Below are 26571 nucleotides of genomic sequence, written 5' to 3' on the forward strand. Positions count from 1 at the left end.
CGAAGAAATGGCAGACGTAAAGGATTTAAGCGCCTACAAAGGCGTATGGGTATTTGCAGAGCAGAGAGAAGGCAAAATCATGCCGGTAGTAATCGAGCTGCTCGGAGAGGGCCGCAAGCTGGCTGACGCAGTTGGATGCGAGCTGTGTGCCGTACTTCTTGGTGATAAAGTAGAGGGACTGACCGATGAGCTGTTCGCCTATGGCGCAGACAAGGTATATCTGGCAGATGATCCGGAGTTAAAGGATTACCGTACCGATGCGTACAGCATTACCATTGGCAAGGCAATTGAAGAGTACAAACCGGAGATCGTTCTGTTAGGCGCTACCCACATCGGACGTGACCTTGGCCCGTGTCTGGCAGTTAACTGCAACACCGGTCTGACCGCAGACTGCACCAAGCTGGAGATTGACCCGACTGACAAGAAGATTCAGCAGACCCGTCCGGCATTCGGTGGAAACTTAATGGCAACCATCATCTGCCCGGATCACAGACCGCAGATGTCTACCGTACGTCCTGGTGTTATGGAAAAAGCACAGTACCAGGAAGGCCGTAAGGGCGAGGTAGTAAAATTAAACGTTTCCTTCAAGGAAGGCGAGATCCGTACCAAGGTTCTGGAAATCGTAAAGAGCTTAAAGGAGACCGTTTCCCTGACCGACGCGAAGATCATCGTTTCCGGCGGTATGGGACTTGGCAAGCCGGAAGGCTTCGACTTATTAAAGCAGCTGGCTGACAAGCTGGGCGGCGTTGTCGCAGCTTCCCGTGCAGCAGTTGACGCAGGCTGGATCGACCACTCCTACCAGGTAGGACAGACCGGTACCACCGTAAAACCGAAGGTATACTTTGCATGCGGTATTTCCGGCGCTATCCAGCATGTAGCAGGTATGCAGGATTCCGAGCTGATCGTTGCCATCAACACCAACGAGTCCGCACCGATCTTTGAGATCGCAGACGTTGGTATTGTGGGTGATCTGTACAAAGTGATCCCGGCAATCATCGAGGAGCTGGATAAGGTAGAAGCAAAAGACTGATTGGAAAACGAACCTTTATAAGAGAGAGCGGGATGCAGATGTGTCCCGCTCTTTTCCTGTAAGGAATTGCAGAACGCGGAGGATTTAGAGATGACCACCTATGATATCAGAGAGGTACTGCCCGGGGTATTCCGGATCCCGGTCCCGCTGGAAGGAAACCCGCTCAAGGAGTTAAACAGCTATCTGTTTTTGGGCAGCAGGGAGACGGGGAGACGCAATCTGCTGGTGGATACCGGATTCCGGACAGAAGGGTGTAAAAAAGCGCTTCTGGAAGGACTGGCACAGCTAGGCGTATCCATGGAGGATACCGATATTCTGCTGACCCACCTTCACGCAGACCACAGTGGGAATGCGCCGGAGCTGATCCGGCCGGGTGGAAAGGTATATATCAGCCGGGAGGATTACCGGTTTATGGATGGAACCCTGCAGGAACACCGATCCGAACGGTTCCGGGAAAACGGGATTGCGGAAGATCTTTTGCAGGCAATGCTGGCCTGTACGCCATCCAGAACCATGGCAGCGCCGCTTTCGTTCCGGGATTATACCCTTCTTGAAGAGGGAGATATGATCCCTGCGGGCCGGTATATGCTGCGGGCCATCTGGACACCGGGGCATACGCCGGGACATTTCTGCTTTGAAGTCTGTGGCACCGGCGCCATGCTTCTGGGAGATCACGTGCTGTTTGACATTACGCCGAATATCACGGACTGGTGGGATGTGCCAGACTCCCTTGGAGATTATTTAAGGAGTCTGGACAAGATAGCCGCTTATCCGGTTACCCTGCCGCTTCCGGGACACCGGGAGGCGGGGGACACGAAGCTTCGGATCAGCCAGCTGAAGGAACATCATAAGAAGCGTCTGGCAGACTGTCTGAGGATCGTCCGTGAATTGCAGCATGACCCGGTGAAGAAGCCCTGTCTTTATGACATTACGGGCTGCATGAAATGGAAGATCCATTGCAATGGCTGGGATGATTTCCCGCCGGCCCAGCGCTGGTTTGCCCTGGGGGAGTGCTTTGCGCATCTGGACCATCTGAAACAGGAAGGACTGGTCCGGGAAGTTCACGGGGAAACCGGCGTGCATTATGAATCTGTGGAGAAATAAAAAGATACGGTAAAAAACTTTTAAAAGCCTCTTTTTTTTGCTACACTGTTACCAGTAGCAGAGAAAAGAGGTTTTTATGTTATATCAGATTACAGACGGTACCGTTTCGGCGGGCGGACATGTGATTTTGTCCCATGTGGATTTTGAGATAAAAGGAAATGAAAAGATTGCCCTGGTGGGGCGTAATGGCGCTGGAAAGACTACGCTGCTTCGCCTGATCGCGGGGGAGCTTTCCCTGGACCGGGATGATAAGCGGCAGGGGCTCGGCGTGACGTGCTCCCGCCAGCTGACTGTGGGGATGCTGCGGCAGCAGGCTTTTTCGGACCGGGAACAGACGGTGGAGGAAATCCTGCTGGCGGCGTGCCCGTTTCGGGATACCTTTGCAAGGGAACGGTTTGAATACGAGCAGGAATATGACCGAATCTTTACCGGATTCGGATTTGCCAGAGCAGATAAGCATAAAAAGATCGGAGATTTCTCCGGCGGCGAGCAGACAAAGATCGCGCTGATCCGCCTGCTTCTGGAAAAGCCGGATATTCTGCTGTTGGACGAACCGACCAATCACCTGGACATTGCCACGATCCAGTGGCTGGAGCAGTATCTAAAGCGCTATGAGCACGCGGTGGTGCTGGTGTCCCATGACCGCTTCTTCCTGGATCAGGTGGCAGAGGCTGTGGTGGAGGTTTCTGATGGGAAGCTGACCCGGTACGCGGGTAATTACAGTGAATACCGGGCGGAAAAACGAAAACGCATCGAACGGCAGCGAAAAGCCTGGGAACGGCAGAAAGAGGAAGAAGACCGGTTAAACGGCGTGATTGAGCGGTTCCGGCACAAGCCCACCAAGGCTTCCTTTGCCCGGGCGAAGAAAAAGCAGCTGGAGCGCATGGAACGGGTGGAAAAATCGGTGGAGGATGATGTCCATCTGTTTACCGGAGATATCGAACCGCTCATTCCGGGCAGCAAGTGGGTGTTTGAGGCAGCGCATTTGAAGATCGGCTATGACCGGGCACTTTTAGAGATTACCCTGCGGATCCGCCGCGGACAGAAGATAGGGATTCTGGGGGCCAACGGAGCCGGGAAAAGCACGTTTCTAAAGACGGTGGCAGGACTTCTGCAGCCGTTTCAGGAGAAGGATAAGTCGGTGGAACGGCGGTGTGTGCTGGGAAACAACATCACCATCGGGTATTTTGACCAGCACTCCGCGGAAATTCAGTCGGAGAAATCAGTAGCGGAGCATTTTCATGACCTGTTTCCATCCATGACGGAGAAAGAGGTGCGCAACATTCTGGGCATGTATCTGTTTCCCGGAAAGCTGGCATCCCGGCGGGTGAGTGATTTATCCGGCGGCGAGAAGGCGCGGCTGGTGCTGGCGGAGCTGTTGCAGAGCCGGCCAAACTTTCTGGTGTTGGACGAGCCCACCAACCATATGGATGTGCAGGCGAAGGAGACACTGGAGTCGGCATTTCAGGCTTATAAGGGAACCATTTTGTTTGTGTCCCACGACCGGTATTTTATCCGTCAGGTGGCCCGGAGTGTGCTGATCTTTGAGGAGAACGGTCCGATGTACTATCCGTTCGGGTACGAGCATTATCTGGAGAAGAAACAGAAAGCGGAGGAGTACGGAGAAGAGCTTTCTGCTCAGGTAAAGGCGGAGGATGCTGCTTTGCTGGAAGGCATGCGTGCCGTGCCGAAGGCGGAGCGTCACCGGCTTCGCGAATTTTCCACGGAGGAAGCCTACGCGGACTGGAAGCTGCGGCTGGTATACGAAAAGCTGGAGCCGGAGGAGCTGGAGTATGGACGGCTGGAGGCAGAGTACCAGGGACTTTTGGATGATTGGAAGATGTCGGAAGCGTACTGGATGCCGGATGGTGCGGCGCGGACAAGCGCGGATACCGGGGCAGATGTGGAGCCTGCGGAAATGCCGGTCGTGGAGGCAGCAGGACTGACGGAGGACATGATACCGGGACTGCCAGAGAATGTGGCAGCCGCGAAGGCGCAGCGGGATGAGGCCTGGAAACGGTGGCATGAGCAGTGTATGGCATGGTTTGAGGTATATGAAGAAGTACACGGAGAACCTGTGCCGAATGCATAAACAGATAGCAGAAAGATAGAACTGGAAATTTCAGGAGGATGAACATGGATACAGAGAAGATACGCGGACGCCTGACCGGCTGTCAGAAGCTTTTGATCGGCCTGGGCGAAGAGTGGAAATGGAAACGCGGGGACGCGGCTCAGGAGGCGCGGCTCAGGGAAGCTTATGAGAAGCTGTATGACCTGGTGAAGGATAAGGATTACTTCATCATTACCATGGCCACGGACGCGCTGATTTTTGATACAAAGCTAGGCAGTGAAAACGAGACAGCCGTGACAGAAGAAATTCACATGGAGGAGGTGTCCTGTCCGGCTGCGGACGAGCAGACCCAGGCAATGATGGACCGCCTGTTTCCGGTGAAGGAAAAACCGAAGGACAAGCGGGTGCAGCGTATTGTGGCACCCTGCGGCAATGAGACCTGGAAGCAGTGTTCCGCCGGATGCACGAAGGATATCTGGGAACCGGATGAGATTCCGTCCGGCATCTGCCCGCACTGCGGCGCGCCGTTAACCGGCAATACCATCGAGGCCCATCCGTACATAGAGGAAGGATATCTGCCCCAGTGGTCCCGCTACACCCAGTGGCTGACCGGAACCTTCAACAAGGACCTGGTGATTCTGGAACTTGGCGTGGGCTTTGCGAATCCGGGCGTGATCCGCTTCCCCTTTGAGAAGACTGCATTTTTTAATCAGTGCTCCTTTTTCCTGCGGGTGAACCAGACCTTCCCGCAGACAACGGAAGAACTAAAAGACCGGGCGCAGGGCGTGCATCAAAATTCGGTAGACTGGATCATAAAAAGTGATTATAATGTAGAATAAATTCGAACTGATAACCAGCAACTACATGGAGGAGACCGATGATAGCAATTATTGACTACGATGCCGGAAATATACGAAGTGTGGAAAAAGCGCTGATCGCCCTGGGCGAGCAGCCGGTTGTAACAAGAGATAAAGAAACCATTCTTGCGGCAGACAAGCTGATTCTGCCGGGCGTGGGTGCCTTTGGCGACGCCATGGAGCGCCTGCATCAGTATGGACTGGTGGATGTGATCCGCAGTGCGGTAAAGAAGGGGACGCCGCTTCTTGGCATCTGCCTGGGCCTGCAGCTTTTATTTGAACGCAGTGATGAGAGCGACGGTGTGGAAGGCCTTGGCATCTTAAAGGGCGAGATCTTAAAGATTCCGGACTGCCCGGGCCTGAAGATTCCGCACATGGGCTGGAATTCCCTGGAAATCAAACCGGGAACCAGGCTGTTTGCCGGAGTTCCGGACGGATCCTATGTGTATTTTGTACATTCCTATTACTTAAAAGCAGCGGATACGGAAATCGTGGCGGCTACTACGGAATACAGCACCCACATTCACGCGGCGGTGGAGCAGGGCAATGTGTTTGCCTGCCAGTTCCATCCGGAAAAGAGCAGTGAGGTGGGACTTCAGATCCTGAAAAATTTCATCAGCCTGTAACAGACAGGACAGTTTGCGGGAGGTACAGCATATGTTTACAAAAAGAATCATTCCCTGCCTGGATGTTCACAACGGGCGGGTGGTAAAAGGTGTGAATTTCGTGAATCTGCGGGATGCCGGAGATCCGGTGGAGATTGCGGCAGCCTACGACAAAGCCGGTGCCGATGAGCTGGTATTTCTGGATATCACGGCGTCTTCCGACGCAAGAGAGACCGTGGTGGACATGGTGCGCCGGGTGGCAGAGACCGTGTTTATCCCGTTTACGGTGGGCGGTGGCATCCGCACCGTGGAAGATTTTCGCAGGCTTTTGAGAGAGGGCGCGGATAAGATTTCCATCAATTCTTCTGCCATTAATACACCGGAACTGATCAGCGACGCGGCAGATAAGTTCGGCCGCCAGTGCGTGGTGGTGGCCATAGATGCCAGACGCCGGGAAGATGGCTCCGGCTGGAATGTATACAAGAATGGCGGTCGCATTGACACTGGGCTGGACGCCGTGGAGTGGGCCATGAAGGCAGATTCCCTGGGTGCCGGAGAAATCCTGCTTACCAGCATGGACTGTGACGGAACCAAGGCTGGTTATGACAATGAGCTGACTTCCCTGATTGCAGAGAACGTGTCGGTTCCGGTCATTGCCTCCGGCGGCGCTGGAAAGAAGGAGCATTTCTACGATGCCCTGACGAAGGGAAAGGCAGACGCGGCGCTGGCGGCATCCCTGTTCCACTATAAGGAACTGGAAATCCGTGACCTGAAGCAGTATCTGCGGGAGCGGGGCATTTCCGTGCGGCTGTGATGAAAGGAGCTGCGTGCAAGGTCTCAGCGCTTCTGGCAGGGTACCGTGCATGGAAAAGCAGCACCGGAAATGAAAGGAGAAGCTATGGGAGCCATTGCAAATGACTGGCTGGGCCCGTTAAGCGGGGAGTTTAAGAAGCCATATTATAAGAAACTGTACGAGACAGTAAAACACGAATACGAGACACGGCAGGTGTTTCCGGATCCGAATGATATTTTCAATGCGTTTGAATTTACGCCATTATCAGAGGTAAAAGTGGTAATTCTGGGACAGGACCCTTACCACAACGTAGGTCAGGCCCACGGTCTGTGCTTCTCCGTGAAGCCGGATGTGGAGATCCCGCCGTCCCTGGTGAACATCTACCAGGAGCTGCACGACGATCTGGGCTGTTACATACCGAACAACGGATATCTGGTCAAATGGGCGAAGCAGGGCGTCATGATGCTTAACACGGTGCTGACCGTGCGTGCCCATGCAGCCAATTCCCATCACGGCATTGGCTGGGAGGAGTTTACCGACGCGGCCATTAAGATTTTAAATGAGCAGGACCGCCCGATGGTATTCATCCTCTGGGGAAGACCGGCCCAGATGAAAAAGTCCATGTTAAACAATCCGAAACACCTGATCCTGGAGGCACCGCATCCGAGCCCCCTTTCCGCGTACCGGGGCTTTTTCGGCAGCAGGCCCTTCAGCAAGACCAATGCCTTTTTAGAGGCGAACGGGCTGACGCCGATTGACTGGCAGATTGAAAATGTGGTAAAATAATCCTTTGAATTGTTATAAAAATGACAAGAAAGAAATGAGGCAGAATTATGGATTTTATTGAATTCTTAAAGGTTCTGGTGCTGGGTATTGTGGAGGGCTTTACCGAATGGCTTCCCATCAGCAGTACCGGCCATATGATCCTGGTGGATGAGATCATCCATTTAAACGTGACAGACGCGTTCATGTCCATGTTCCGGGTAGTCATTCAGCTGGGCGCGATTCTGGCAGTGGTTGTTTTGTACTTCCGGCGTCTGAATCCCTTTGATCCGGGAAAGACAAGGGCCCAGAAGGTGAGTACCATAAGACTCTGGATGAAGATCGTGGTGGCCTGCATTCCGGCAGCGGTTTTGGGACTTTTGCTGGATGACTGGATGGATGCGCATCTCTACAACGGATATGTGGTAGCCGCCACCCTGATCATCTATGGCGTGCTGTTTATTGTGCTGGAGAACCATAACCAGTACACGGATTTTCCAATCCAGCGCACCGGACAGATTTCTTATCGGACCGCATTTTTCATCGGCCTGTTCCAGGTGCTTTCCCTGGTGCCGGGTACTTCCCGTTCCGGTTCCACCATTTTAGGCGCCATGATCCTGGGCTGCTCCCGCAGCGCGGCAGCGGAATTTTCCTTTTTCCTGGGAATTCCGGTCATGTTTGGCGCCAGCCTGTTAAAGCTTGTGAAGTTCGGTTTCCATTTCACCGGACTGGAGCTGTTTTACCTGATCGCCGGTATGGTGATCGCTTTTGTAGTATCGGTGTACTCCATCAAATTCCTGATGGGCTATATCCGAAAGAATAACTTTAAGGTATTTGGTTATTACCGGATCGTGCTGGGCGTCATCGTGCTGTTCTATTTCGGAGTAACTGCATTCCTTGGATAATGGAGGAATCGATGAATCGATTTGGAATACAGAGACCCCTTTCAAAGAAGAAATGCTTTCTGATCCTGTCTTTGCTTCCGCTGTATTTTATTGTGGCGGGGCTGTTCATGCAGCCGGTGGATGAAATTCTGCAGGGAATCGTGCAGATCATACGGGAGCCGGACTTTCTGATCACGGACTATTTCGTGATCGGAGGTGTGGGCGCGGCCTTTGTAAATGCCGGTGTACTGACACTGATCTGTATCGGCATCATGTACGCTCTGGATATGAATTTTGACGGTCATACCGTCACATCCACCTGTCTGATGTTTGGATTTTCCCTGTTCGGAAAGAACCTGCTAAACATCTGGATGATCCTGGTGGGCGTATTCCTGTACGCAAAGTACCATAAGACGACTGTGAAGCGTTATCTGTATGTGGGATTTTACGGGACGAGCCTTTCGCCCATCGTGAGCCAGGTTATGCACATTGTGGACCTGCCGCTTCCGCTGCGGCTTCTTCTGTGCGCGGCTACGGGCATTATCATCGGATTCGTGCTGCCACCGTTAAGTACCCATGTGCATTATTCTCATAAGGGTTATTCCCTTTACAACGTGGGATTTGCGGGAGGCATTATTGCGACGGTGATCGTGTCTATCCTGAAATCCTTTGGCGTAACCATTGAATCCCGCCTGATCTGGTTTACCGGGCAGAATCAGACCTTTATCATTCTGCTGTCCATCCTGTTTGGTGTCATGATCCTGTATGGTATCATTACCGATCCCATGGCGCTGGAGGATTACCGCAGTATCCTGCGGTCCTACGGCCTGGGTGGTACGGATTATTACAAGTCCGAGGGCGGCGCGGCCGTCATGATCAATATGGGTGTGAATGGCCTGGTTACCATGCTGTTTGTGGTGATGGTGGGCGGTGATTTAAATGGTCCGACCATCGGCGGAATCTTTACCGTGGTGGGCTTCAGTGCTACCGGTAAGCACCTGCGCAATATTCTTCCGGTCATGGCCGGAGTGCTGATTGCCAGTGAGGCAAAAAGCTGGAACATCACCGACCCATCGGCGATCCTTGCTCTGCTTCTTTCTACCACTCTGGCACCGATTGCCGGTGAGTTTGGAATCATCGCCGGTGTGATCGCGGGATTTTTGCATTCTTCCGTAGCGCTGAATGTAGGAATCGTGTACGGAGGCATGAACCTCTACAACAACGGGTTCGCAGGCGGCCTTGTGGCCATGTTCCTGGTTCCGGTGATCCAGTCCATCCGCGACAGACGCGCAAGAGCACGGGGCGGATTGTCGCTGTAGCAATAGTAACTGTTCAGTAGGTCTGCGCATTCACTGCGCTGACCGTATGAAAACATGGGCTTGCAGGCAAAAATCCCATTGCCGAAGGCAATTTTCAATGGATTTTTGCCCGTAACTGTGAGGGTACTGAACAGTTACTAGCAATATAAAAATCAGGGGACGGAACGAATAAGGTCCGGAAATGAAAGAGACCGACTTCCTTTATTTTCACATATCGTTGTTTGCTTGCTCTCACAACACGCGTTCGCCTGCATCGGATGAAAATCCGCTGCATTCGGACACGTGTGATCGAGATGCAAACAACCAGATATGCGGAAAATACCGGAAGTCAGTCTCATTCATTTCCTGCTGTATTGGCTCTGCAAAAAAATCGAAATCAGAAGGTCAGGCGCATCTGATACCAGGTTACGTTGCCGTGGACGGATGCGGAGACGCCTTCATTTACGAATCCGAACTTTGCGTAGTAATGGATAAGTTTATCCTTGCAGGTCAGCACCAGTCCCTTGCGGCCCTGGGCTTTTGCATCGGAGATGGCGCGTTTGATGAGGTCTCCGGCATAGCCGTGCTTGCGGTATTCCGGGATGGTGTTGACGCCGAAAATCATCTGCCAGGCACCGTTTTCGTTGTGGAGTTCGGCACGCTTGTACATTTCATCAGTCAGGTCAGCTTCGTCAGTGACCATGCCGTCCACAAAGGCAATGAGCTTATTTTCATCGAACATGAGCCAGAAGTGGCTGGCGTAGTGGGAGAGGCGGTGCTCAAAGTCGGCGCGGGTAGCGGCCTCCGCGGGCGGGAAACACTCTGCCTCGACGGCAGTGACAACATCCAGATCTTCTATGGTTGCGGTTCTGATTAACATAGGGAAAGTCCTCCTGAGTATTTATTGGATGAGAATGATTGTAACATAGGAAGCCGCGAAAGACAAAATAAACAAAAAAATAACAATGCAAATGGTCTGTCCAATTATGATCTGCAAAGAAAAAATGTGCATAATGCGGTGAAAAAGCTTTACATGAATAACAATAAAAACGTCCGATAGCGACATCGAAACAAATCTTATGGTTTAAATCACGCATATATGCTATAATGCCAATGTTACCGCCCCTATACCGGTAAGGAAAGGGGGTGTATTGCCATGGAATATCTGATATCTTTTATTGTCGCTGTCGCGGCTGGTGTAGCCTGCCACTACATCATCAAATGGTTGGATGGCGATAAGTAAACGGTAACCAGCCTGCAGATGCCTGACTGCCTAAAACAGGAAGAAAGCCCCTGAGTGGTCGAGACTCAGGGGCTTTCGTTTTTGTATCACCATGGATACTGATATCTTTTTGCCTATCGGCATTATAGCATATGCAAAAAATCTTTGCAAGATACCCCGAAAAACAAATTTTAAATCCGTGTTGCATTTCGTGTTGCATAAATTAGAAAAAGTGCGTTTTTATAAGAAAAACGATAACGTAATAAGAAAATCCAGAACGATAAAAAGCCTTATTTTAAGCGGAATTTCTGATGAAGTCGCTCAATATAAGGCTTTAATAAAAAATGCGTCTGATAGGAATCGAACCTACGCACGCGGCTCCGGAGGCCACTGCTCTATCCACTGAGCTACAGACGCATCTCTATCATGATACTATACTTTTTTCATATTTGCAAGGGGATTTGTTGATTTTTTGGGCCTATTTTGATATGATGATACTATCTTTTGGAGGATATGATTTTATGAAACATGACTGGAAATTTTTACAGGAAAAAGATAGTGATACACAGAAAAAAATGCTGCTTCCGGTTCTGGTGATTCCGCTGGTGGTCATTGTACTGATGATCGTCATTGTACTTGCGGATTATGGGAAGAAGCGGGCAGCGGAGCCGGCGGCGGTAACGGAAACAGTGGAAACGGAAACGGAGACGATGCCGGCCGAAACCGATGATGCGTCTGCGGAGGAAGAAACAGACACAGAATCGGAAATGGAGGCGGAAACTGCGGAGGAAGAAAGCGGAGACCCATACGCAACGGACACCTTTACCCACGACAGTGTTCCGGAGATCCTGAGCCTGATGAAAAAGTATTTTGCAGCCCGGGCCAGCGCGGACGCAGATACCATGAATGAGATTTACGGTATCTCCGGTCTTTCCTTTACGGAGCTGGAACACGAGAAGACCCGTCTGCGCAGCAATTCCAAGTATGTGCAGGATTTTGAGAATGTAACAACCTATGTGCGTGACGGTGTGACCTCAGACAGCTGGCTGGTTTACGCACTGGCGGATATCAAATTCCATTCTGTGAAAACCGTTGCGCCCATGATCATGTGGTGCTATGTGGAGAAGGACAGTGATGGAAACTATCACATCATCAATGACGCGGATCTTTCTGAGGAGGTTCTTCAGTTTGTGGACCGGTCGAATCACTCGGAAGAGGTGCGGAAGCTGGCATCCAGCGTGAATGTAAAGCTGAAAGAAGCACTCAGCTCCGATGAGGATTTAAACAGCGTTTACGGCGTGCTCCGTGACGGTTCTCCGGTTTATGACAATGGAGAAGAACCGGCGGTTGTGATCGGGGACGAGGAGTCCTCTGAGAGCAGTGAGACCGATACCGGGAATACGGAAAGCGCAGCAGACGGCTCCGCAGAAAATGGCAGTACGGCTGCTGAGGCAGGAACCGAAACAGGAGCAGAAACACAGGCGGCATCTGGAGAAACGCAGAGCGCAGAAACAACTGCTGCGGCAAACTAGGCAGGAAAGTATGATCTGGCTGACCGTGCAGATACAGGAAAACAAAAATACAGGATTCACAGATAGAAAAGAAAGAAGATAATACCATGGAAACCATGAATGTAAAAGACTTTTATTTTGACCTTCCGCAGGAGCTGATCGCGCAGGATCCGCTGGAGGACCGTTCCTCTTCCAGACTGTTAGTTCTGGACAAGAATACCGGGGAGATGGAGCACCGCCACTTCCGTGACATCACGGAGTATTTAAGACCGGGCGACTGTCTGGTTATCAACAATACCAAGGTCATTCCGGCCCGTCTGTTTGGCGTAAAGGAAGATACTCAGGCGAAGATTGAGGTGCTTTTATTAAAGCGCCGCGAAAATGATATCTGGGAGACGCTGGTAAAACCGGGTAAGAAGTGCAAACCTGGTACCGTGATCGTATTTGGTGAGGGCCTGTTAAAGGGTACCGTTATCGATGTGGTAGATGAGGGCAACCGCCTGATCCAGTTCTCCTACGAGGGCATTTTTGAGGAAATTCTGGACCAGCTTGGCCAGATGCCGCTTCCGCCGTATATTACCCACCAGTTAAAGGACAAGAACCGTTATCAGACCGTGTACGCGGAGCACGACGGTTCCGCGGCAGCTCCGACAGCAGGACTGCATTTCACGAAGGAGCTTCTGGCTCAGATTGAGGCCATGGGGGTAAAGATTGCCCATGTGACTCTGCATGTAGGACTTGGCACATTCCGCCCGGTGAAGGTGGAGAACGTGCTGGAGCACCATATGCATTCGGAGTTCTATATAGTAGAAGAATCGGAAGCAAAGAAGATCAACGATACCAAGGCAGCAGGCGGCCGCGTCATTTGCGTGGGCACCACCAGCTGCAGAACCATTGAATCTGCCACCGGTGAGGATGGAATCTTAAAGGCCGGCAGCGGCTGGACCGATATCTTTATCTATCCGGGTTACAAATTCAAGATTCTGGACTGCCTGATCACAAACTTCCATCTGCCGGAGTCCACTCTGGTGATGCTGGTTTCCGCACTGGCAGGCCGCGAGCATGTACTGCATGCGTATGACGAAGCAATTAAGGAACGTTACCGTTTCTTTAGTTTTGGCGATGCCATGTTTATTCACGACTAAGGAACACAAGTAAGAGACAGGCTATCTCTCTGGTGGAGGGATAGCCGTTTTCGGCTTACGGGATGGATAAAAAACGTGGCCGGAATGGAAAAGTGACTGAGCCGGAATGACCGGTGAGAAAGGAAACATCATGGAAGAGATCCGTTTGAATAAATATTTAAGCGAGCAGGGCGTCTGCTCCCGCCGCGAGGCAGACCGCCTCATTGAGGCTGGAAAAGTCACCATTGACGGCCGTAAGGCGGAGATGGGCGAGAAGGTAACAGGTCAGGAGATCATTGTCTGCGATGGAAAACCGGTGGGAAAGGCAGCAGGCGGCAAAAAGGTAAAGCCGGTGCTGCTGGTGGTGAATAAACCGCGGGGAATCGTCTGCACCACTTCCGATAAGGACCGTGCTCCCAACGTAGTAGACCTGATCAAATATCCGGCAAGAGTGTATCCGGTGGGACGCCTGGACAAAGACTCGGAGGGCCTTCTGCTCATGACCAACCAGGGCGAGCTGGCCAATGAGATCATGCACGCAGGCAATTTTCACGAGAAGGAGTACCTGGTTACCGTAGATCAGCCGTTTAATGCGGCATTCTTAAAGAAAATGCGCGAGGGCGTAGAACTGAAAGAGCTTGGCGTGACCACAAGACCCTGTAAGGTGGAGGCAGCCGGAGCGAAGACCTTCCGCATTATCCTGACCCAGGGCTTAAACCGTCAGATCCGCCGGATGTGCGCGGAGCTGGGCTATCGTGTGGTAACCTTAAAACGTGTCCGTATCATGAATATCCATCTGGGTAAATTAAATACCGGAGACTTCCGCCGGGCAACTCTGAAGGAACTGGAGGAACTGGAGTGGCAGTTAGAGCAGGCCCGCATGGAGCGTGAGGAGGCAGATCTGCCGGACGGAGAAGAGGCATAGGCGAACGGTCGGACCGAACTGTATGGCAGGATGTCAAAGCATGCAAGAAACCGGGGAGAATGCCCGGAAAATCAGGATGACAAAAGGACAGAACAGAATCGGAAAGAACAGAGAAAAACAGGCAGGTGATGAACATGGACCAGAAACAGAATGAAGACAAAATCTTGCGCATGAAGGAGCTGCACCGGGAACTTCTGGCGGCATCCAGAGCTTACTATCAGGAAAGCCGCGAGATCATGAGCAACTTTGAATATGACCGGCTGTATGATGAGCTGCTGGAGCTGGAAAAAGAAACCGGTACCGTGCTGGCCGGAAGCCCGACCCAGAAGGTGGGCTATGAGGTGTTGAGCGAACTCCCAAAGGAGGCCCACGAGGCACCGATGCTTTCCCTGGATAAAACAAAGGAGGTGCCGGTGCTTCAGGAGTGGCTGGGAAGCCAGAAGGGCCTTCTGTCCTGGAAGTTAGACGGCCTGACCATTGTCCTGACTTACGAGGGCGGGGAACTGGTGAAGGCAGTCACCCGCGGCAACGGTGAGATTGGTGAGGTCATCACCAACAACGCGAAGGTGTTTTCCAATGTGCCGCTTCGCATCCCGTACCAGGGTCAGCTGATCCTGCGGGGCGAGGCCATCATCAAATATTCCGATTTTGCCCGCATCAACGAGGAAATCGAGGATGTGGATGCGAAATATAAAAACCCGAGAAACTTATGCAGCGGATCGGTGCGCCAGTTAAATAACGAGATTACAGCAAAGCGCAGTGTGAATTTTGAGGCATTCATGCTGGTGCGGGCTGTGGGACCGGAAGCTGCGGCTGCAGCAGGAGACGCAGTGGCAGAGGCTGGATTGCCGGATGACGGAACCGACCATGGCCGTTTCCACAATTCCAGAAAAGAGCAGTTTGAATGGTTAAAGACTCAGGGCTTTGATGTGGTGGAGTACAAAGAAGTTACCGCAGCGACTCTGCCGGACGCTGTGGCGGAATTTGCGGAAGCCATTCAGAGCTATGATATCCCATCGGACGGCCTGGTACTTCTGATGGATGATATTGCCTACGGCGATGCCCTGGGACGCACCGCCAAGTTCCCGCGAAATTCCATCGCTTTCAAATGGGCCGATGAGATCCGGGAGACGACACTCCGGGAGATTGAGTGGAGCGCATCCAGAACCGGTCTCATCAATCCGGTGGCGATCTTTGATCCGGTGGAGCTGGAGGGCACCACGGTGAGCCGTGCCAGTGTCCACAACATCAGCATCATGGAAGCCCTGGAGCTGGGCGTGGGGGATACCATCACAGTCTATAAGGCCAACATGATCATCCCGCAGATTGCGGAGAACTTAACACGCAGCGGAAACATCGTAATCCCGAAGATCTGTCCGGTCTGCGGCGGCGAGACCCAGATCCGCCAGATGAACGATGTAAAATCCTTATACTGCACCAACCCGGACTGCCAGGCGAAGAAGATCAAAAGTTTCTCCCTGCTGGTCAGCCGGGATGCGTTAAATATCGACGGGCTTTCGGAAGCGACTCTGGAGAAATTCATTGCGGCGGGCTTTATTCACAGCTACGCGGATATGTTCCATCTGGACCGTCACAAAGAAGCCATCGTTTCCATGGAAGGCTTTGGAGAGAAGTCGTATGAGAATCTGATGGCGGCGGTGAAGAAGGCCTCCAACACCAATCTGGTGCGTGTGGTATACGGCATCGGCGTGGCAGGTATCGGCCTGGCAAACGCCAAAATGCTGTGCCGTGCTTTCGGCTATGATTTTGAAAGGATGCGCCATGCCACAGCGGAAGAACTGACGGCAGTGGATGGCATCGGTGCCGTGCTGGCCGATGCCTGGATTGATTACTTTGCTTCAGAGAAGAACCGCGAGGCGGTGGATGGGCTTCTGGCAGAGCTTACCATTGAGAACGAGGCAGAGAACACCGAAGCAGCCATCTTTGCCGGAATGACCTTTGTCATCACCGGTTCGGTGGAGCATTTTGCCAACCGCAAGGAATTACAGGCGGCCATTGAGGCCCGGGGCGGTAAGGCCACCGGTTCGGTTACCGCAAAGACCACATATCTGATTAACAATGACGTGACATCCAATTCGTCAAAAAATAAAAAAGCAAAAGAACTGGGAATTCCGATCATTTCCGAGCAGGATTTCCTGAGTATGATGGGGGAAGAAAACAATGCCGATTAAAGTACAAAACGATCTGCCGGCCAGAGCCATTCTGGAGTCAGAGAATATCTTTGTGATGGACGAGAACCGTGCGATGAGCCAGGATATCCGTCCGCTGCAGATTCTGATCTTAAACCTGATGCCGATCAAGGAAGATACGGAAACCCAGCTTCTGCGGGCACTTTCCAACACGCCGCTGCAGGTAGACTGCACCTTCCTGATGCTGTCTACGCACGTATCCAAGAACACATCGGCCAGCCACTTAAACAAATTTTATGTGACCTTCGATGAGATCCGCCGCCAGAAATTTGATGGCATGATCATCACCGGCGCGCCGGTGGAAAACATGGAATTTGAGGAGGTCAACTACTGGGATGAGTTGACAAAGATCATGGAGTGGAGCAAGACCCATGTGCATTCCACTCTTCATATCTGCTGGGGGGCGCAGGCGGGTCTGTACTACCACTACGGTATTCCGAAATATAAAAGGGAGAAGAAACTGGCAGGAATCTACCGCCACAAGATCTTAAACCGCAAGATCCCGCTGGTCCGCAGCATGGATGACTATGTCATGGCACCGCATTCCCGTTACACGGAAGTTCGCAGAGAGGATATTGAGAAGCATCCGGAGCTGACGATTGTGGCAGAGTCACCGGAGGCAGGTATTTTCCTGGTGCTCAACGATACCGGAAGCCAGATTTTTGTGCAGGGACATCCGGAATACGACCGCATGACATTAAATAACGAGTATCACCGCGATTTAAAGAAAGGGCTGCATCCGGAGCTTCCGTGCAACTACTATGAGGACAATGACCCGTTCAATATTCCGGTCCTGTCCTGGAGAAATACCTCCAATACCCTGTACGCCAACTGGCTGAATTTCTATGTATACCAGACCACGGATTACATTCTGACTGTGGATGAGGAGTAGGGAGAAACGACATGAATCAAATGATAGAAAACAATTTTCCGCATGTCATTCTGGCATCGGGCTCGCCGCGCCGCCTGGATCTTCTGCGCCAGGTGGGCATTGAGCCGGAGGTGGAACCGAGCCATGTGGAGGAAGTCATTACCAGCACTGTGCCGGATCAGGTTGTGATGGAACTTTCCAGACAGAAAGCCGAAGACGTTGCCGTCCGGCACGCCGGAGAAGATGTGGTGGTAATCGGTGCGGACACCGTGGTGGCGTTTGACGGAAAGATTCTGGGAAAGCCGAAAGATGAAGCAGACGCAATCCGCATGATCTCTTCGTTTCAGGGGAAAACACATCAGGTATACACAGGCGTGACACTGGTATTTTGTGGAAAAGCAGGAGAAAAAACGGGAGAGCGGTGGAAAACCATCACGTTTGCCGAAGAAACCGATGTGCATGTCTGCCTGATGACAGAGGAACAGATTCAGGCTTATGTAAAGACTGGGGAACCGATGGACAAAGCCGGAGCCTATGGAATCCAGGGATATTTTGCAGCATGGGTCAGCGGAATCTCCGGAGACTACAACAATGTAGTCGGTCTCCCGGTGGGCCGGGTGTACCGGACCATTGTGAGTGCTCTGGAGGGAAATGTGGATTCACAGTGCTGATGACAGTTTTGTGCCGCAGAAATTGAAACAGAAAACAGAAAGCAATATCAGGAGAATTTATGATTAAGAAAAAAGACTTTCTGAAAGAATATAACATCGAAAAAGAAACCCTGAAAAAGACAGGGATGAAATGGGAAGAACTGAATTCCATTTATGACAGCTACTGTCGGATAGAACCGCAGTTAAAAAAGATTGGCAAGGATTTTGTGAACGATTATCTGTACGATATTGAAAAGGCGGGCATCCATTCTTATCGTTATCGTACCAAAAAAGCAGGGCATCTGCTGGAGAAGATCATTCGCAAAAAGAGTGAGCAGCCGGACCAGTACAAGTACATTAACCGGAAGAACTATTATAAGTATATGACGGACCTGATTGGAATCCGGGTATTTTTCCTGTACCGGGAGGACTGGATCCACTTCCACAATTACATTACTTCCGTGTTTGAGAATGACCCGGAAAACTATATTGAGGACCGTCTTCTGGATTTCGACGATGACCCGGATCACTACTACATCGCGGAGCGCCCAAAGGTATACCGCCGGACCGGCGACACCCGCATTTACGATAAGAAGCTGATCGACATCAAGTCCGATGGCATTTACCGTTCCCTGCACTATATCATCAAGTACAAGGGCTATTACGTGGAGATCCAGGGAAGAACCCTGTTTGAGGAGGGCTGGAGCGAGATTGACCACGATATCGTGTATCCGTATTATCAGGATGATGAGATGCTTTCCGACTTTTCCACGCTCTTAAACCGTCTGGCGGGTATGGCCGACGAGATGAGCTCCTATTTCCGCCGCATCAAGCAGCAGAGGCAGGAGCAGCTGGAGAAGGAGCATGCGGAGAAGGAAGCGCAGAAGAAGCTGGAGAAAGAGGAACAGAAGAAGTTAGAAAAAGAACAGTAGAAACTGGAAAAACAGGAACAGAAGAAACAGGAAAAGGTACTGGAGAAAGAAGCATAGAAGTAAGAATAATAGAATATAAATGTAAAACAGGACTGTCAGTCTGCAGAAATATTTGCGAATGTGACAGTCCTTATTTATAAATGCCTCAATCACTTTTTCTATGGGATTTGGGATTCCGAACCACCTCAGCCCGGCTTAGGTCGAATAGTTTGAGGAAGAAGTAATCGTCATCCGGATATCCGTATCCCTGACGCCTGAGCGTCTTGATCTTATTGTTGATGCCCTCGATCTTGCCGGAGGACATGCCGTAAGTTGCATGAAGAATATAAAAGAGTGGAATATGGAACAAAAACCAATGTTATTTGCAATCAGTGGTGTGAAAAATTCGGGAAAAACCACATTGATTACAAAATTGATCCCGATTTTGACAGAAAAGGGGTTAAAGGTAGCTACGATCAAGCATGATGGCCATGAGTTTGCACCGGATGTGTCGGGAACAGATACCTGGGCCCATCTTCAGGCCGGGGCTCTGGGAACAGCGATTTTTTCAGATACGAAGTTTATGGTAGTGAAACAGGAAGCCGGGGAATACGGTGTGATCTTCCGGTGGCTCCAGATCGATATGAACAAAAGGGGCCGTTGGGAGGAATGGAATCCTGTATGCGACAGGTTAAAAACCGGCGTTGTCTGGTACTTAGCGTGGATGTACCGCTGATTCCAGTGAAGGAGCTTGTGGGACTGGTGCTTGAAACCATGACCTATGACAGAAACGTTGTACTGCATCAGGAGAAACAGCAAAGCAGAGCTTTGATTTTGCAGCATGGAGAAAGACAAGAACCATTGATCGGGGTATATGATACCAATATGGCAGATGAAATGGAACGGGAGATTTTGCAGGGAAAAGGATCTGTGTTTGCGTTTCTGAGGACGGTGGGCTATGGTGTATATAAGAGCCATAGGGCAGATGCGTGTTTTTCCAATATCAATGATAAAGCACGATATCAGCAATTACAAGGAGAAAAACAGATTATGGAAAATGTGGAAATTGAGCAGGCACAGAAACTGATTCTGGAAAGAACAAAGATCCTGCAGGAGACAGAGCTTGTGGGAATTCTGGACGCAGGCGGACGGATCCTTGCACAGGATATGACAGCAGAGATTGATAATCCCCCATTTAATCGTTCCCCCATCGATGGATATGCCTGCAAATCAGAGGATGTGAAACAGGCATCCCGGGAACATCCGGTGTACCTGCAGGTGTTGGAAGAGATCGATGCCGGGCACTATTCTGAGGTGAAGGTTGGAAAAGGACAGGCAGTGCGGATTATGACTGGTGCCGCAATTCCGGAAGGCTGCGACTGCTGCATAATGCAGGAGCACACAGATTACGGTGATGAGAAAGCAGCTGTTTACGAAGGAGTTTCTGCCTGGACCAATTTCTGCTATCGTGGAGAAGATTTCAAAAAAGGCACTTTGATGATTAAGAAGGATACAAAGCTGGGCTATGTGGAAACCGGAATTTTAGCTTCTATGGGATGTGCGGAAGCAGTTGTTTACCGTCATCCAAAAGTGTCGGTGTTGACCACCGGGGATGAGGTGACATCACCGGGCCAGCCGCTGCAGCCGGGGAAGATCTACAACAGCAACCTTACGATGCTGGTAGTACGTCTGCGGGAACTGGGAATTCGCCCGGTACTTGCAAAAACGATTTCGGATGATCCGGAACTGATGGGAAAAGCCCTTAAGGATGCGGCGGCCCAGTCGGATTTGATAATTACCACAGGTGGCGTATCTGTTGGGAAAAAGGATATTCTGCACAAGGCGGTACAGGTCAGTGGTTCAGAACGAGTTTTTTGGAGAGTGATTGCAAAACCAGGTACTCCGGTGCTGTTCTCGGTATGTGAAGGGGTACCGGTGATCAGTTTGTCCGGCAATCCATTTGGTGCTGCAGCTAATTTTGAAATGCTGATTCGTCCGGCACTTGCGAAAATGACCAGGGATGAAAGTCTGAATCCGGTCGTAAGTCAGGCTGTGATGGCAGATCCATTTTTCAAAGAAAGTAAGAGACGGAGATTTATAAGAGGAATTCTGAAGGATGGACAGGTATATATGCCATCTGGTCTTCATTCTTCAGGAGTCCTGAGCTCCTTGCAGGGCTGTAACTGTATCGTGGATATTCCAGCAGGAAGCGGCGCTTTGAAGCCGGGGGATCCGGTTAAGGTTGTTCTGATATTTTAATAGATCTTGCCAAGTATGTTTCAACATAATGGCAAGTATGCAAAGTGGGTACCGCCGTGCCCTGCTTGCTAAAGATGATTTCATCTTAGCAAGCAAAATGGATTTTGAAAAAATCGCAGAGTGTACGTACACCTGCTGTGTTTGCTATTTGACCTTATCTCAAGATAGCAAGTGCCATTTGATCAATTAAATTTACCAGTTGAGCTTCAGGTGAAGATAAGTTTGAGTGAATATAGAACAAACCAGTAGGGTCTGTTACAAAATTGTCCCCGATATACGGAATGCTCTGGGACAATTTTGCGACAGTCCCTTTTTTCATTTTTTTAGAATATGCGCGTACAACAGCAGCACCCCATAGCAGAAGGACAGCAGCAGAATCTGTACAGAGGTCTTGAGAAAAAGCGGCGCAGCGCTGGTGGGATCGGGAAGGAATCCGCCGATAAAATAGTGAATGCCGATGGCAAGGAACAGCAGGATGGCCGGTTTGGCGATCATGTCCCAGGCATTCCAGATGAAGGCAATCCGCCGTTTTAAGGACCACAGGTGCGCCATGGCCAGGAACATTTCGCTGACCAGCATCCCACAGAGGTAGCCGTAGATCCCGAAAACGGGAATGGCAGCCACCACGAAGCAGAGCCGCAGCAGCATTGCGGCGACGCTTTGCAGGAAAGTGGTGCGGGTACAGCCAAGGCCGTTTAAGATGCTGCCCATGGTGGCAGCCAGGTAGAGGAACGGACAGAGCCAGGCCAGGATCTGCATGCAGCGTCCGGCCTCTTCTTCTTTGAAAACGCTGATGCCCAGGGGCAGTCCGAACAGGACGAAAATCCCGATGCAGAGAATACCCATATAAAGGCTGTAGCGCAGCGCCATGGCAACGCTTCCTGAAATGCTTTCTGTGTGTCCTTCCGCCTGGTCCTTTGCCACGCTGGGAAGCAGCAGAACGGCAATGGAATTGGTGATGGCGGAGGGAAACAGGATGAAGGGCAGGGCCATGCCGGTGAGGATGCCGTAGACGGAAAAGGCCTCCGCGTCACTTAGGCCCGACATCTGCAGGCGGTTGGGAATCCAGACGGCCTCGGCACCTGCGAGGAGATTTAAAATCAGGCGGTTTCCCATGAGGGGGAGCGCCAGGGACATGAGCGAAAGGAAACAGGTGGAGACATCAGCCGGAACCTGCATGCGCGTGGTTCGGGCAGTGCTGCCTGGAACCTGCGGAGTGGAAGCAACAGTCCTGGAGCCTGTGGCACTGCCTGAAAATTGCGGAGTGGATGCGGAAATCACGGAATCCGCGCCACTGTGGGAATTCTCCGGACCGGCATTTCGCCCCTGGGGCGGAAACAGCACCAGGCACAGCAGATTAAAGGATGCCGCCCCGATCTCTCCGATCAGATGCCCGTACACAGCCAGCCGCACGGTGATCTCCGTACCCTCTGCCGCCCATTTTCCAGCAATCAGGAATACCAGGGCCATGCGGACGACCTGCTCTGCCACCTGGGAGAAGGCAGGAACGCGGGATTTCTGGGCACCATAGCAGTAGCCGTTGGCGCAGGCGTGGAAGGAGGCAAAGGGCAGGGAAAGGCCCATGACCGGAAGATACAAAGCGCAGCGTGGTTCCATGAGGATGCGCGCCGCGATCCAGTCCGGGTAACGGCAGATCAGAAAGGCGAGAAAGCCGGAGAGCGCCATGGAGATACAGAGGCCGGTGCGAAAGACCCGGCGTCCCTGGCTTTCATGGGCGGCTATGTACTGGGAGAGGGCAGTCTGGATGGCACCGCCACAGAGGGCAAAGCAGATGCCATAGACCGGATGCACCATATTGTAGATGCCAAGTCCCTCGGCACCGATGGTGCGGGAAAGAAATATACGGTAGAAAAAGCCCAGGAGGCGGCAGAGAAAGCCTGCGGCCGTGAGCAGCAGCGTGCCGGTGAGAAAGGCACGCTTTTTCTCGGAAAGACCGGAATAAAAAGACATAAAGCAGCCCCCGGCCGGAAATCTTATTACAGGATATGAAATTCCTGTAAAGATCAGAACCGACCGTGGGGCTGCTTTTGCATGTTCAAACGGGAAAGGCGCTGTTGGCGCATTCCCGGGCGATTTAGTTTTTGATATAGCGTTCTACCAGAAGTCCACTGTGATAAGCCATAAGAAGCTGCTCCAGATCTGCAATCTTCTCCCGGAGCACAGCACCGGTATCGGTGTCGCCCACCAGCTTTCTGCGGTCCGCGTGCCGGACGATGACGCTGTCGGAGTGGATGTCGATCTCGCGCTCAATGGCAGCCTCGGTGGATTCAAAGGGCTCTAAGGCAGACAGGATCAGGCCGTAGGAGTTGTAGGTTAAGGTGTAGCCTGCAATGCCGGTCTCTTTCTGGTATGCCTTGGAGAAGCCGCCGTCAATGACCAGGATCTTGCCGCCGCATTTGACCGGGCTCTCGCCGTTCTTAGAGCGGACCGGAACGTGGCCGTTGATGATATGGCTGCCCTTCTCCGGCAGTCCGAATTCGGCCAGAATGTGGTTGACCACGGTCTCGTTCTCCAGATAGCGGTAATATGGGTTCTTCTTTTCGGTGTGGGTTTCCTTCTCTGCCAGGAAATAGCGCTCAAAGGTTGCCATCTTGTCCTTGCCAAAGAGCGGAGAATCCGGATTCAGCCAGATGTACCACATGATATCGCGGCCCAGCGTCTTCTCGCGCTCCGATACGCCCATGAAAGCTTTGCGGATGTAGCTCTCCAGAATATCATAGAGGGCACGGCCGTGGAAGTAAGAACCATTGATCTCGATTTCCTTGAAGCTTCCGTCCTCATTTAACGGGATGCAGCCGTGGTAGAGCAGGTTTCCGTTGTAAATCTTGTAAAGGTTTCCCTTGGCCAGCAGGAATTTTACATGCTGCTGGAGCTTTTCACAGTTTAAGAAGGCCTTGCTCAAGCGGTCCATGATATCTGCCTCAATCGGGGTGTAGGCGTACGGATCCTTCGGGTCGATGGTCGGGAAGTTGGTATCCAGCAGGTCGTAGGTGCGCGGAACCAGGTTTCCATTCTCATCCGGAATATCCAGGGTGATGGTACCATGCTCGTAGTCGATGCGGTGCAGGAGGTTTCGCTGTTCCATATGGTACTCCGGATGCGCCTTGATGAGCTGTCCCTCAGCCTTGAACTGGATGATGGAGATGGCCTTGTGCATCTTTAAGTTGACCTCCACCTCGTACTGGTTCAGCTCGTTGGAACCCTTTAACTTAAAGCAGGTGCACGGGTCATCCTTGTAGGTGTTTAAGGCGAAGGTGGCAAGGGGCAGCAGGTTGATGCCGTAGCCATCCTCTAAAATATCCAGGTTTCCGTAGCGGGCGCAGATACGGATGACGTTGGCAATGCAGCCCGGCTGGCCTGCGGCAGCACCCATCCACAGCACGTCGTGGTTGCCCCACTGGATGTCCACGGAGTGGTAGCTCATGAGCTTGTCCATGATCTTGTGCGGGCCCGGGCCTCGGTCGAAGATGTCGCCCACGATATGTAAGTGGTCAATGACCAGGCGCTGGATGAGCTGGCTCATGGCAATGATGCATTCCCGGCCGCGGCCGACGTGGATGATGGTGTTGACAATGGCGTTATAATAGGAAGCCTTGTCCACACTGTCATCTTTTTCGGTGATGAGCTCTTCCAGGATGTAGGCAAAATCCGGCGGCATGGCCTTGCGGACTTTGGAGCGGGTGTATTTGCTGGCTGCGCGCTTGCAGATCTCAATAAGGCGGTACAGGGTGATGCGGTACCACTCATCCTTGTCTTCGGTGACCTTTAAGATCTGGTCCATTTTCTCTCTGGGATAGTAGATCAGTGTGGCAAGGGTACGCTTGTCCTGCTGGGACAGGGTATTGCCGAATACCTCGTTAACCTTGCGGCGCACGGATCCGGAACCGTTCTTCAGCACGTGGGCAAACGCCTCGTCCTCACCGTGGATGTCGGTAAGAAAGTGCTCCGTCCCTTTTGGGAGGTTTAAGATGGCCTCCATGTTGATGACTTCGGTAGAAGCGGCCGCGATGGTTGGATACAGGTCAGCAAGCCGCTCTAAATAACGGATTTCCGGGTAATTCATACAAACCTCCTTGTTTGCGATCATAATATATGATAGATTGATTATACCACAGATACCGTCAAAAGCCGGGGCGGGGATTGTACTTTTTCGGGAAATCGAGAAAAATTTTCATAAATTTGTTAATTCCTATTGAAATACTATGAAATAAATACTATAATATGCCTGTCAAATTTAAAATATATCTTTCCAGGAAAGGTGGATTTATAGATGAAGAAAACAATCTATTTGGATAATGCGGCAACAACCAAAACCAGACCGGAAGTTGTAGAGGCTATGCTTCCGTACTTTACCGAGTTTTACGGAAACCCGTCTTCTATTTACAGCTTCTCTGACGAGCCGAAGAAGGCAGTAGCAAACGGTCGTGAGATCATTGCAAAATCAATTGGCGCAAAGACCAATGAGCTGTACTTTACCGGCGGCGGCAGCGAGTCCGACAACTGGGCATTAAAGGCAACCGCAGAGGCATACAAGAGCAAGGGCAACCACATCATCACCAGCAAGATCGAGCATCACGCAATCCTGCATACCTGCGAGTGGCTGGAGAAAAACGGTTTTGAGGTTACTTACATCGACGTAGACGAGAACGGTGTTCTGAAGTTAGACGAGTTAAAGAAAGCCATCCGCCCGACTACCATCCTCATTTCCGTTATGTTCGCAAACAATGAGATCGGAACCATTCAGCCGATTAAGGAGATTGGCCAGATTGCGAAAGAGCATGGCATCCTGTTCCACACCGACGCCGTTCAGGCATACGGACATGTGCCGATCAACGTAGATGAGTTAAACATCGACATGATGAGTGCCAGCGGCCACAAGATCAACGGACCGAAGGGCATCGGCTTCCTCTACATCCGTACTGGTGTGAAGATCCGTTCCTTCATCCATGGCGGCGCGCAGGAGCGCAAACGCCGTGCAGGTACTGAGAACGTAACCGGCATTGTTGGTTTCGGCAAGGCAGCAGAGATCGCTGCTGCAAGCATGGAAGAACGCTCCAAATATGAGAGCGAGCTGCGTGACTACCTGATGGACCGTGTAATGGCAGAGATTCCGTACGCACGCATCAACGGCAGCCGTGAGAACCGTCTTCCGAACAACGCAAACTTCTCCTTCCAGTTTATCGAGGGTGAGTCTATGCTGATCATGTTAGACGACAAGGGTATCTGCGGTTCCAGCGGTTCCGCATGTACTTCCGGTTCTCTGGATCCGTCCCATGTCCTGCTTGCCATCGGTCTTCCTCATGAGATCGCCCATGGCTCCCTGCGCTTAACCTTAAGCGAGGAGACCACCAAAGAGGACATCGACTACACCGTAGACAACTTAAAGGCAATCGTGGCAAGACTGCGCAGCATGTCCCCGCTGTACGAGGATTTCATCAAGCATCAGGCAAAGTAATTGGTTTT

Annotated in this window: 22 protein-coding genes, 1 tRNA gene and 1 pseudogene; 19 read left to right on the forward strand and 5 right to left on the reverse strand. The window is 51.6% G+C overall.

Features of this window, described 5'->3' with window-relative positions:
* Window positions 1-7 precede the first annotated feature (7 nt).
* The 9 genes from WMO41_RS03905 to WMO41_RS03945 all read left to right on the forward strand — a co-directional run bounded on the left by WMO41_RS03905 (window position 8) and on the right by WMO41_RS03945 (window position 9425).
* Complete coding sequence (locus tag WMO41_RS03905; RefSeq protein ID WP_349228644.1) at window positions 8-1030, forward strand: electron transfer flavoprotein subunit alpha/FixB family protein; 1023 nt, start codon at window positions 8-10, stop codon at window positions 1028-1030.
* 90 nt (window positions 1031-1120) lie between these two features.
* On the forward strand, window positions 1121-2134 hold the full coding sequence (locus WMO41_RS03910) for an MBL fold metallo-hydrolase (RefSeq protein WP_349228645.1): 1014 nt from the start codon (window positions 1121-1123) through the stop codon (window positions 2132-2134).
* A 76-nt stretch (window positions 2135-2210) separates the two neighbouring features.
* The gene (locus tag WMO41_RS03915) at window positions 2211-4226 is read left to right on the forward strand and encodes an ABC-F family ATP-binding cassette domain-containing protein (RefSeq protein ID WP_349228646.1); all 2016 of its coding nucleotides are present in this window, start codon (window positions 2211-2213) and stop codon (window positions 4224-4226) included.
* Between the two features lie 44 nt (window positions 4227-4270).
* Window positions 4271-5044: a hypothetical protein gene (locus WMO41_RS03920; RefSeq protein ID WP_349228647.1), complete on the forward strand. Its 774-nt coding sequence runs from the start codon at window positions 4271-4273 to the stop codon at window positions 5042-5044.
* Between the two features lie 38 nt (window positions 5045-5082).
* Entirely contained in the window at window positions 5083-5688 is a 606-nt protein-coding gene (gene hisH / locus WMO41_RS03925; protein WP_349228648.1) for an imidazole glycerol phosphate synthase subunit HisH, read from the forward strand.
* A 31-nt stretch (window positions 5689-5719) separates the two neighbouring features.
* Window positions 5720-6481: an imidazole glycerol phosphate synthase subunit HisF gene (gene hisF, locus WMO41_RS03930; protein WP_349228649.1), complete on the forward strand. Its 762-nt coding sequence runs from the start codon at window positions 5720-5722 to the stop codon at window positions 6479-6481.
* A gap of 84 nt (window positions 6482-6565) precedes the next feature.
* Window positions 6566-7246, forward strand: coding sequence for a uracil-DNA glycosylase (locus WMO41_RS03935; protein WP_118530512.1), 681 nt, complete (start codon window positions 6566-6568; stop codon window positions 7244-7246).
* A 47-nt stretch (window positions 7247-7293) separates the two neighbouring features.
* Complete coding sequence (locus WMO41_RS03940; protein WP_349228650.1) at window positions 7294-8127, forward strand: undecaprenyl-diphosphate phosphatase; 834 nt, start codon at window positions 7294-7296, stop codon at window positions 8125-8127.
* A gap of 11 nt (window positions 8128-8138) precedes the next feature.
* Window positions 8139-9425 carry a DUF1576 domain-containing protein gene (locus tag WMO41_RS03945; protein WP_349228651.1) on the forward strand — a complete coding sequence of 429 codons (1287 nt, stop codon included), beginning with the start codon at window positions 8139-8141 and terminating at the stop codon, window positions 9423-9425.
* A gap of 376 nt (window positions 9426-9801) precedes the next feature.
* Here WMO41_RS03945 and WMO41_RS03950 read toward each other — a convergent pair whose 3' ends face one another.
* Both WMO41_RS03950 and WMO41_RS03955 read right to left on the reverse strand, forming a co-directional pair.
* Window positions 9802-10284 carry a GNAT family N-acetyltransferase gene (locus WMO41_RS03950; protein WP_349228652.1) on the reverse strand — a complete coding sequence of 161 codons (483 nt, stop codon included), beginning with the start codon at window positions 10282-10284 and terminating at the stop codon, window positions 9802-9804.
* Window positions 10285-10971: 687 nt separating this feature from the next.
* Window positions 10972-11043: transfer RNA gene (locus tag WMO41_RS03955), tRNA-Arg, on the reverse strand.
* A 104-nt stretch (window positions 11044-11147) separates the two neighbouring features.
* On the opposite strand from WMO41_RS03955, the gene WMO41_RS03960 reads away from it, so the two are divergent.
* From WMO41_RS03960 to WMO41_RS03990, 7 genes are all read left to right on the forward strand, one after another.
* On the forward strand, window positions 11148-12158 hold the full coding sequence (locus WMO41_RS03960) for a hypothetical protein (protein ID WP_349228653.1): 1011 nt from the start codon (window positions 11148-11150) through the stop codon (window positions 12156-12158).
* A 95-nt stretch (window positions 12159-12253) separates the two neighbouring features.
* A complete protein-coding gene (gene queA / locus WMO41_RS03965; RefSeq protein ID WP_177291675.1) occupies window positions 12254-13282 on the forward strand; it encodes a tRNA preQ1(34) S-adenosylmethionine ribosyltransferase-isomerase QueA in 1029 nt (342 codons plus the stop codon).
* Between the two features lie 106 nt (window positions 13283-13388).
* Complete coding sequence (locus tag WMO41_RS03970; RefSeq protein ID WP_349228654.1) at window positions 13389-14186, forward strand: pseudouridine synthase; 798 nt, start codon at window positions 13389-13391, stop codon at window positions 14184-14186.
* 134 nt (window positions 14187-14320) lie between these two features.
* Window positions 14321-16378, forward strand: coding sequence for an NAD-dependent DNA ligase LigA (ligA, locus tag WMO41_RS03975; protein ID WP_349228655.1), 2058 nt, complete (start codon window positions 14321-14323; stop codon window positions 16376-16378).
* Window positions 16368-17288 carry a homoserine O-acetyltransferase MetA gene (gene metA, locus WMO41_RS03980; protein ID WP_349228656.1) on the forward strand — a complete coding sequence of 307 codons (921 nt, stop codon included), beginning with the start codon at window positions 16368-16370 and terminating at the stop codon, window positions 17286-17288. The genes ligA and metA overlap by 11 nt, the downstream gene beginning before the upstream one ends.
* A gap of 20 nt (window positions 17289-17308) precedes the next feature.
* Window positions 17309-17938: a Maf family protein gene (locus tag WMO41_RS03985; RefSeq protein WP_349228657.1), complete on the forward strand. Its 630-nt coding sequence runs from the start codon at window positions 17309-17311 to the stop codon at window positions 17936-17938.
* Window positions 17939-17997: 59 nt separating this feature from the next.
* Complete coding sequence (locus WMO41_RS03990) at window positions 17998-18849, forward strand: RelA/SpoT-related domain-containing protein (protein ID WP_349228658.1); 852 nt, start codon at window positions 17998-18000, stop codon at window positions 18847-18849.
* Window positions 18850-18994: 145 nt separating this feature from the next.
* Here the strand turns inward: WMO41_RS03990 and WMO41_RS03995 are convergent.
* A pseudogene (locus WMO41_RS03995) lies at window positions 18995-19165 on the reverse strand (transposase); the annotation flags it as partial.
* Window positions 19166-19204: 39 nt separating this feature from the next.
* Between WMO41_RS03995 and mobB the strand changes: the two are divergent.
* Window positions 19205-19564 (forward strand): molybdopterin-guanine dinucleotide biosynthesis protein B, encoded by a 360-nt coding sequence (mobB, locus tag WMO41_RS04000; protein WP_349228659.1) that lies wholly within the window; start codon window positions 19205-19207, stop codon window positions 19562-19564.
* The gene (locus tag WMO41_RS04005; protein WP_349228660.1) at window positions 19498-21087 is read left to right on the forward strand and encodes a molybdopterin-binding protein; all 1590 of its coding nucleotides are present in this window, start codon (window positions 19498-19500) and stop codon (window positions 21085-21087) included. The genes mobB and WMO41_RS04005 overlap by 67 nt, the downstream gene beginning before the upstream one ends.
* 315 nt (window positions 21088-21402) lie before the next feature.
* Here the strand turns inward: WMO41_RS04005 and WMO41_RS04010 are convergent, their stop codons facing one another.
* Together WMO41_RS04010 and WMO41_RS04015 are read right to left on the reverse strand one after the other, a co-directional pair.
* Window positions 21403-23058, reverse strand: a complete 1656-nt coding sequence (locus WMO41_RS04010) for an oligosaccharide flippase family protein (protein WP_349228661.1) — start codon at window positions 23056-23058, stop codon at window positions 21403-21405.
* 124 nt (window positions 23059-23182) lie between these two features.
* Window positions 23183-25171: a fructose-1,6-bisphosphatase gene (locus tag WMO41_RS04015; protein ID WP_349228662.1), complete on the reverse strand. Its 1989-nt coding sequence runs from the start codon at window positions 25169-25171 to the stop codon at window positions 23183-23185.
* A 207-nt stretch (window positions 25172-25378) separates the two neighbouring features.
* Between WMO41_RS04015 and nifS the strand changes: the two genes are divergently transcribed.
* On the forward strand, window positions 25379-26563 hold the full coding sequence (nifS, locus tag WMO41_RS04020; protein WP_177292776.1) for a cysteine desulfurase NifS: 1185 nt from the start codon (window positions 25379-25381) through the stop codon (window positions 26561-26563).
* The last annotated feature ends 8 nt before the right edge of the window (window positions 26564-26571 follow it).

It is taken from the genome of Ventrimonas faecis, assembly GCF_040096075.1.
Classification (GTDB): Bacteria; Bacillota; Clostridia; order Lachnospirales; family Lachnospiraceae; genus Brotaphodocola; species Brotaphodocola faecis.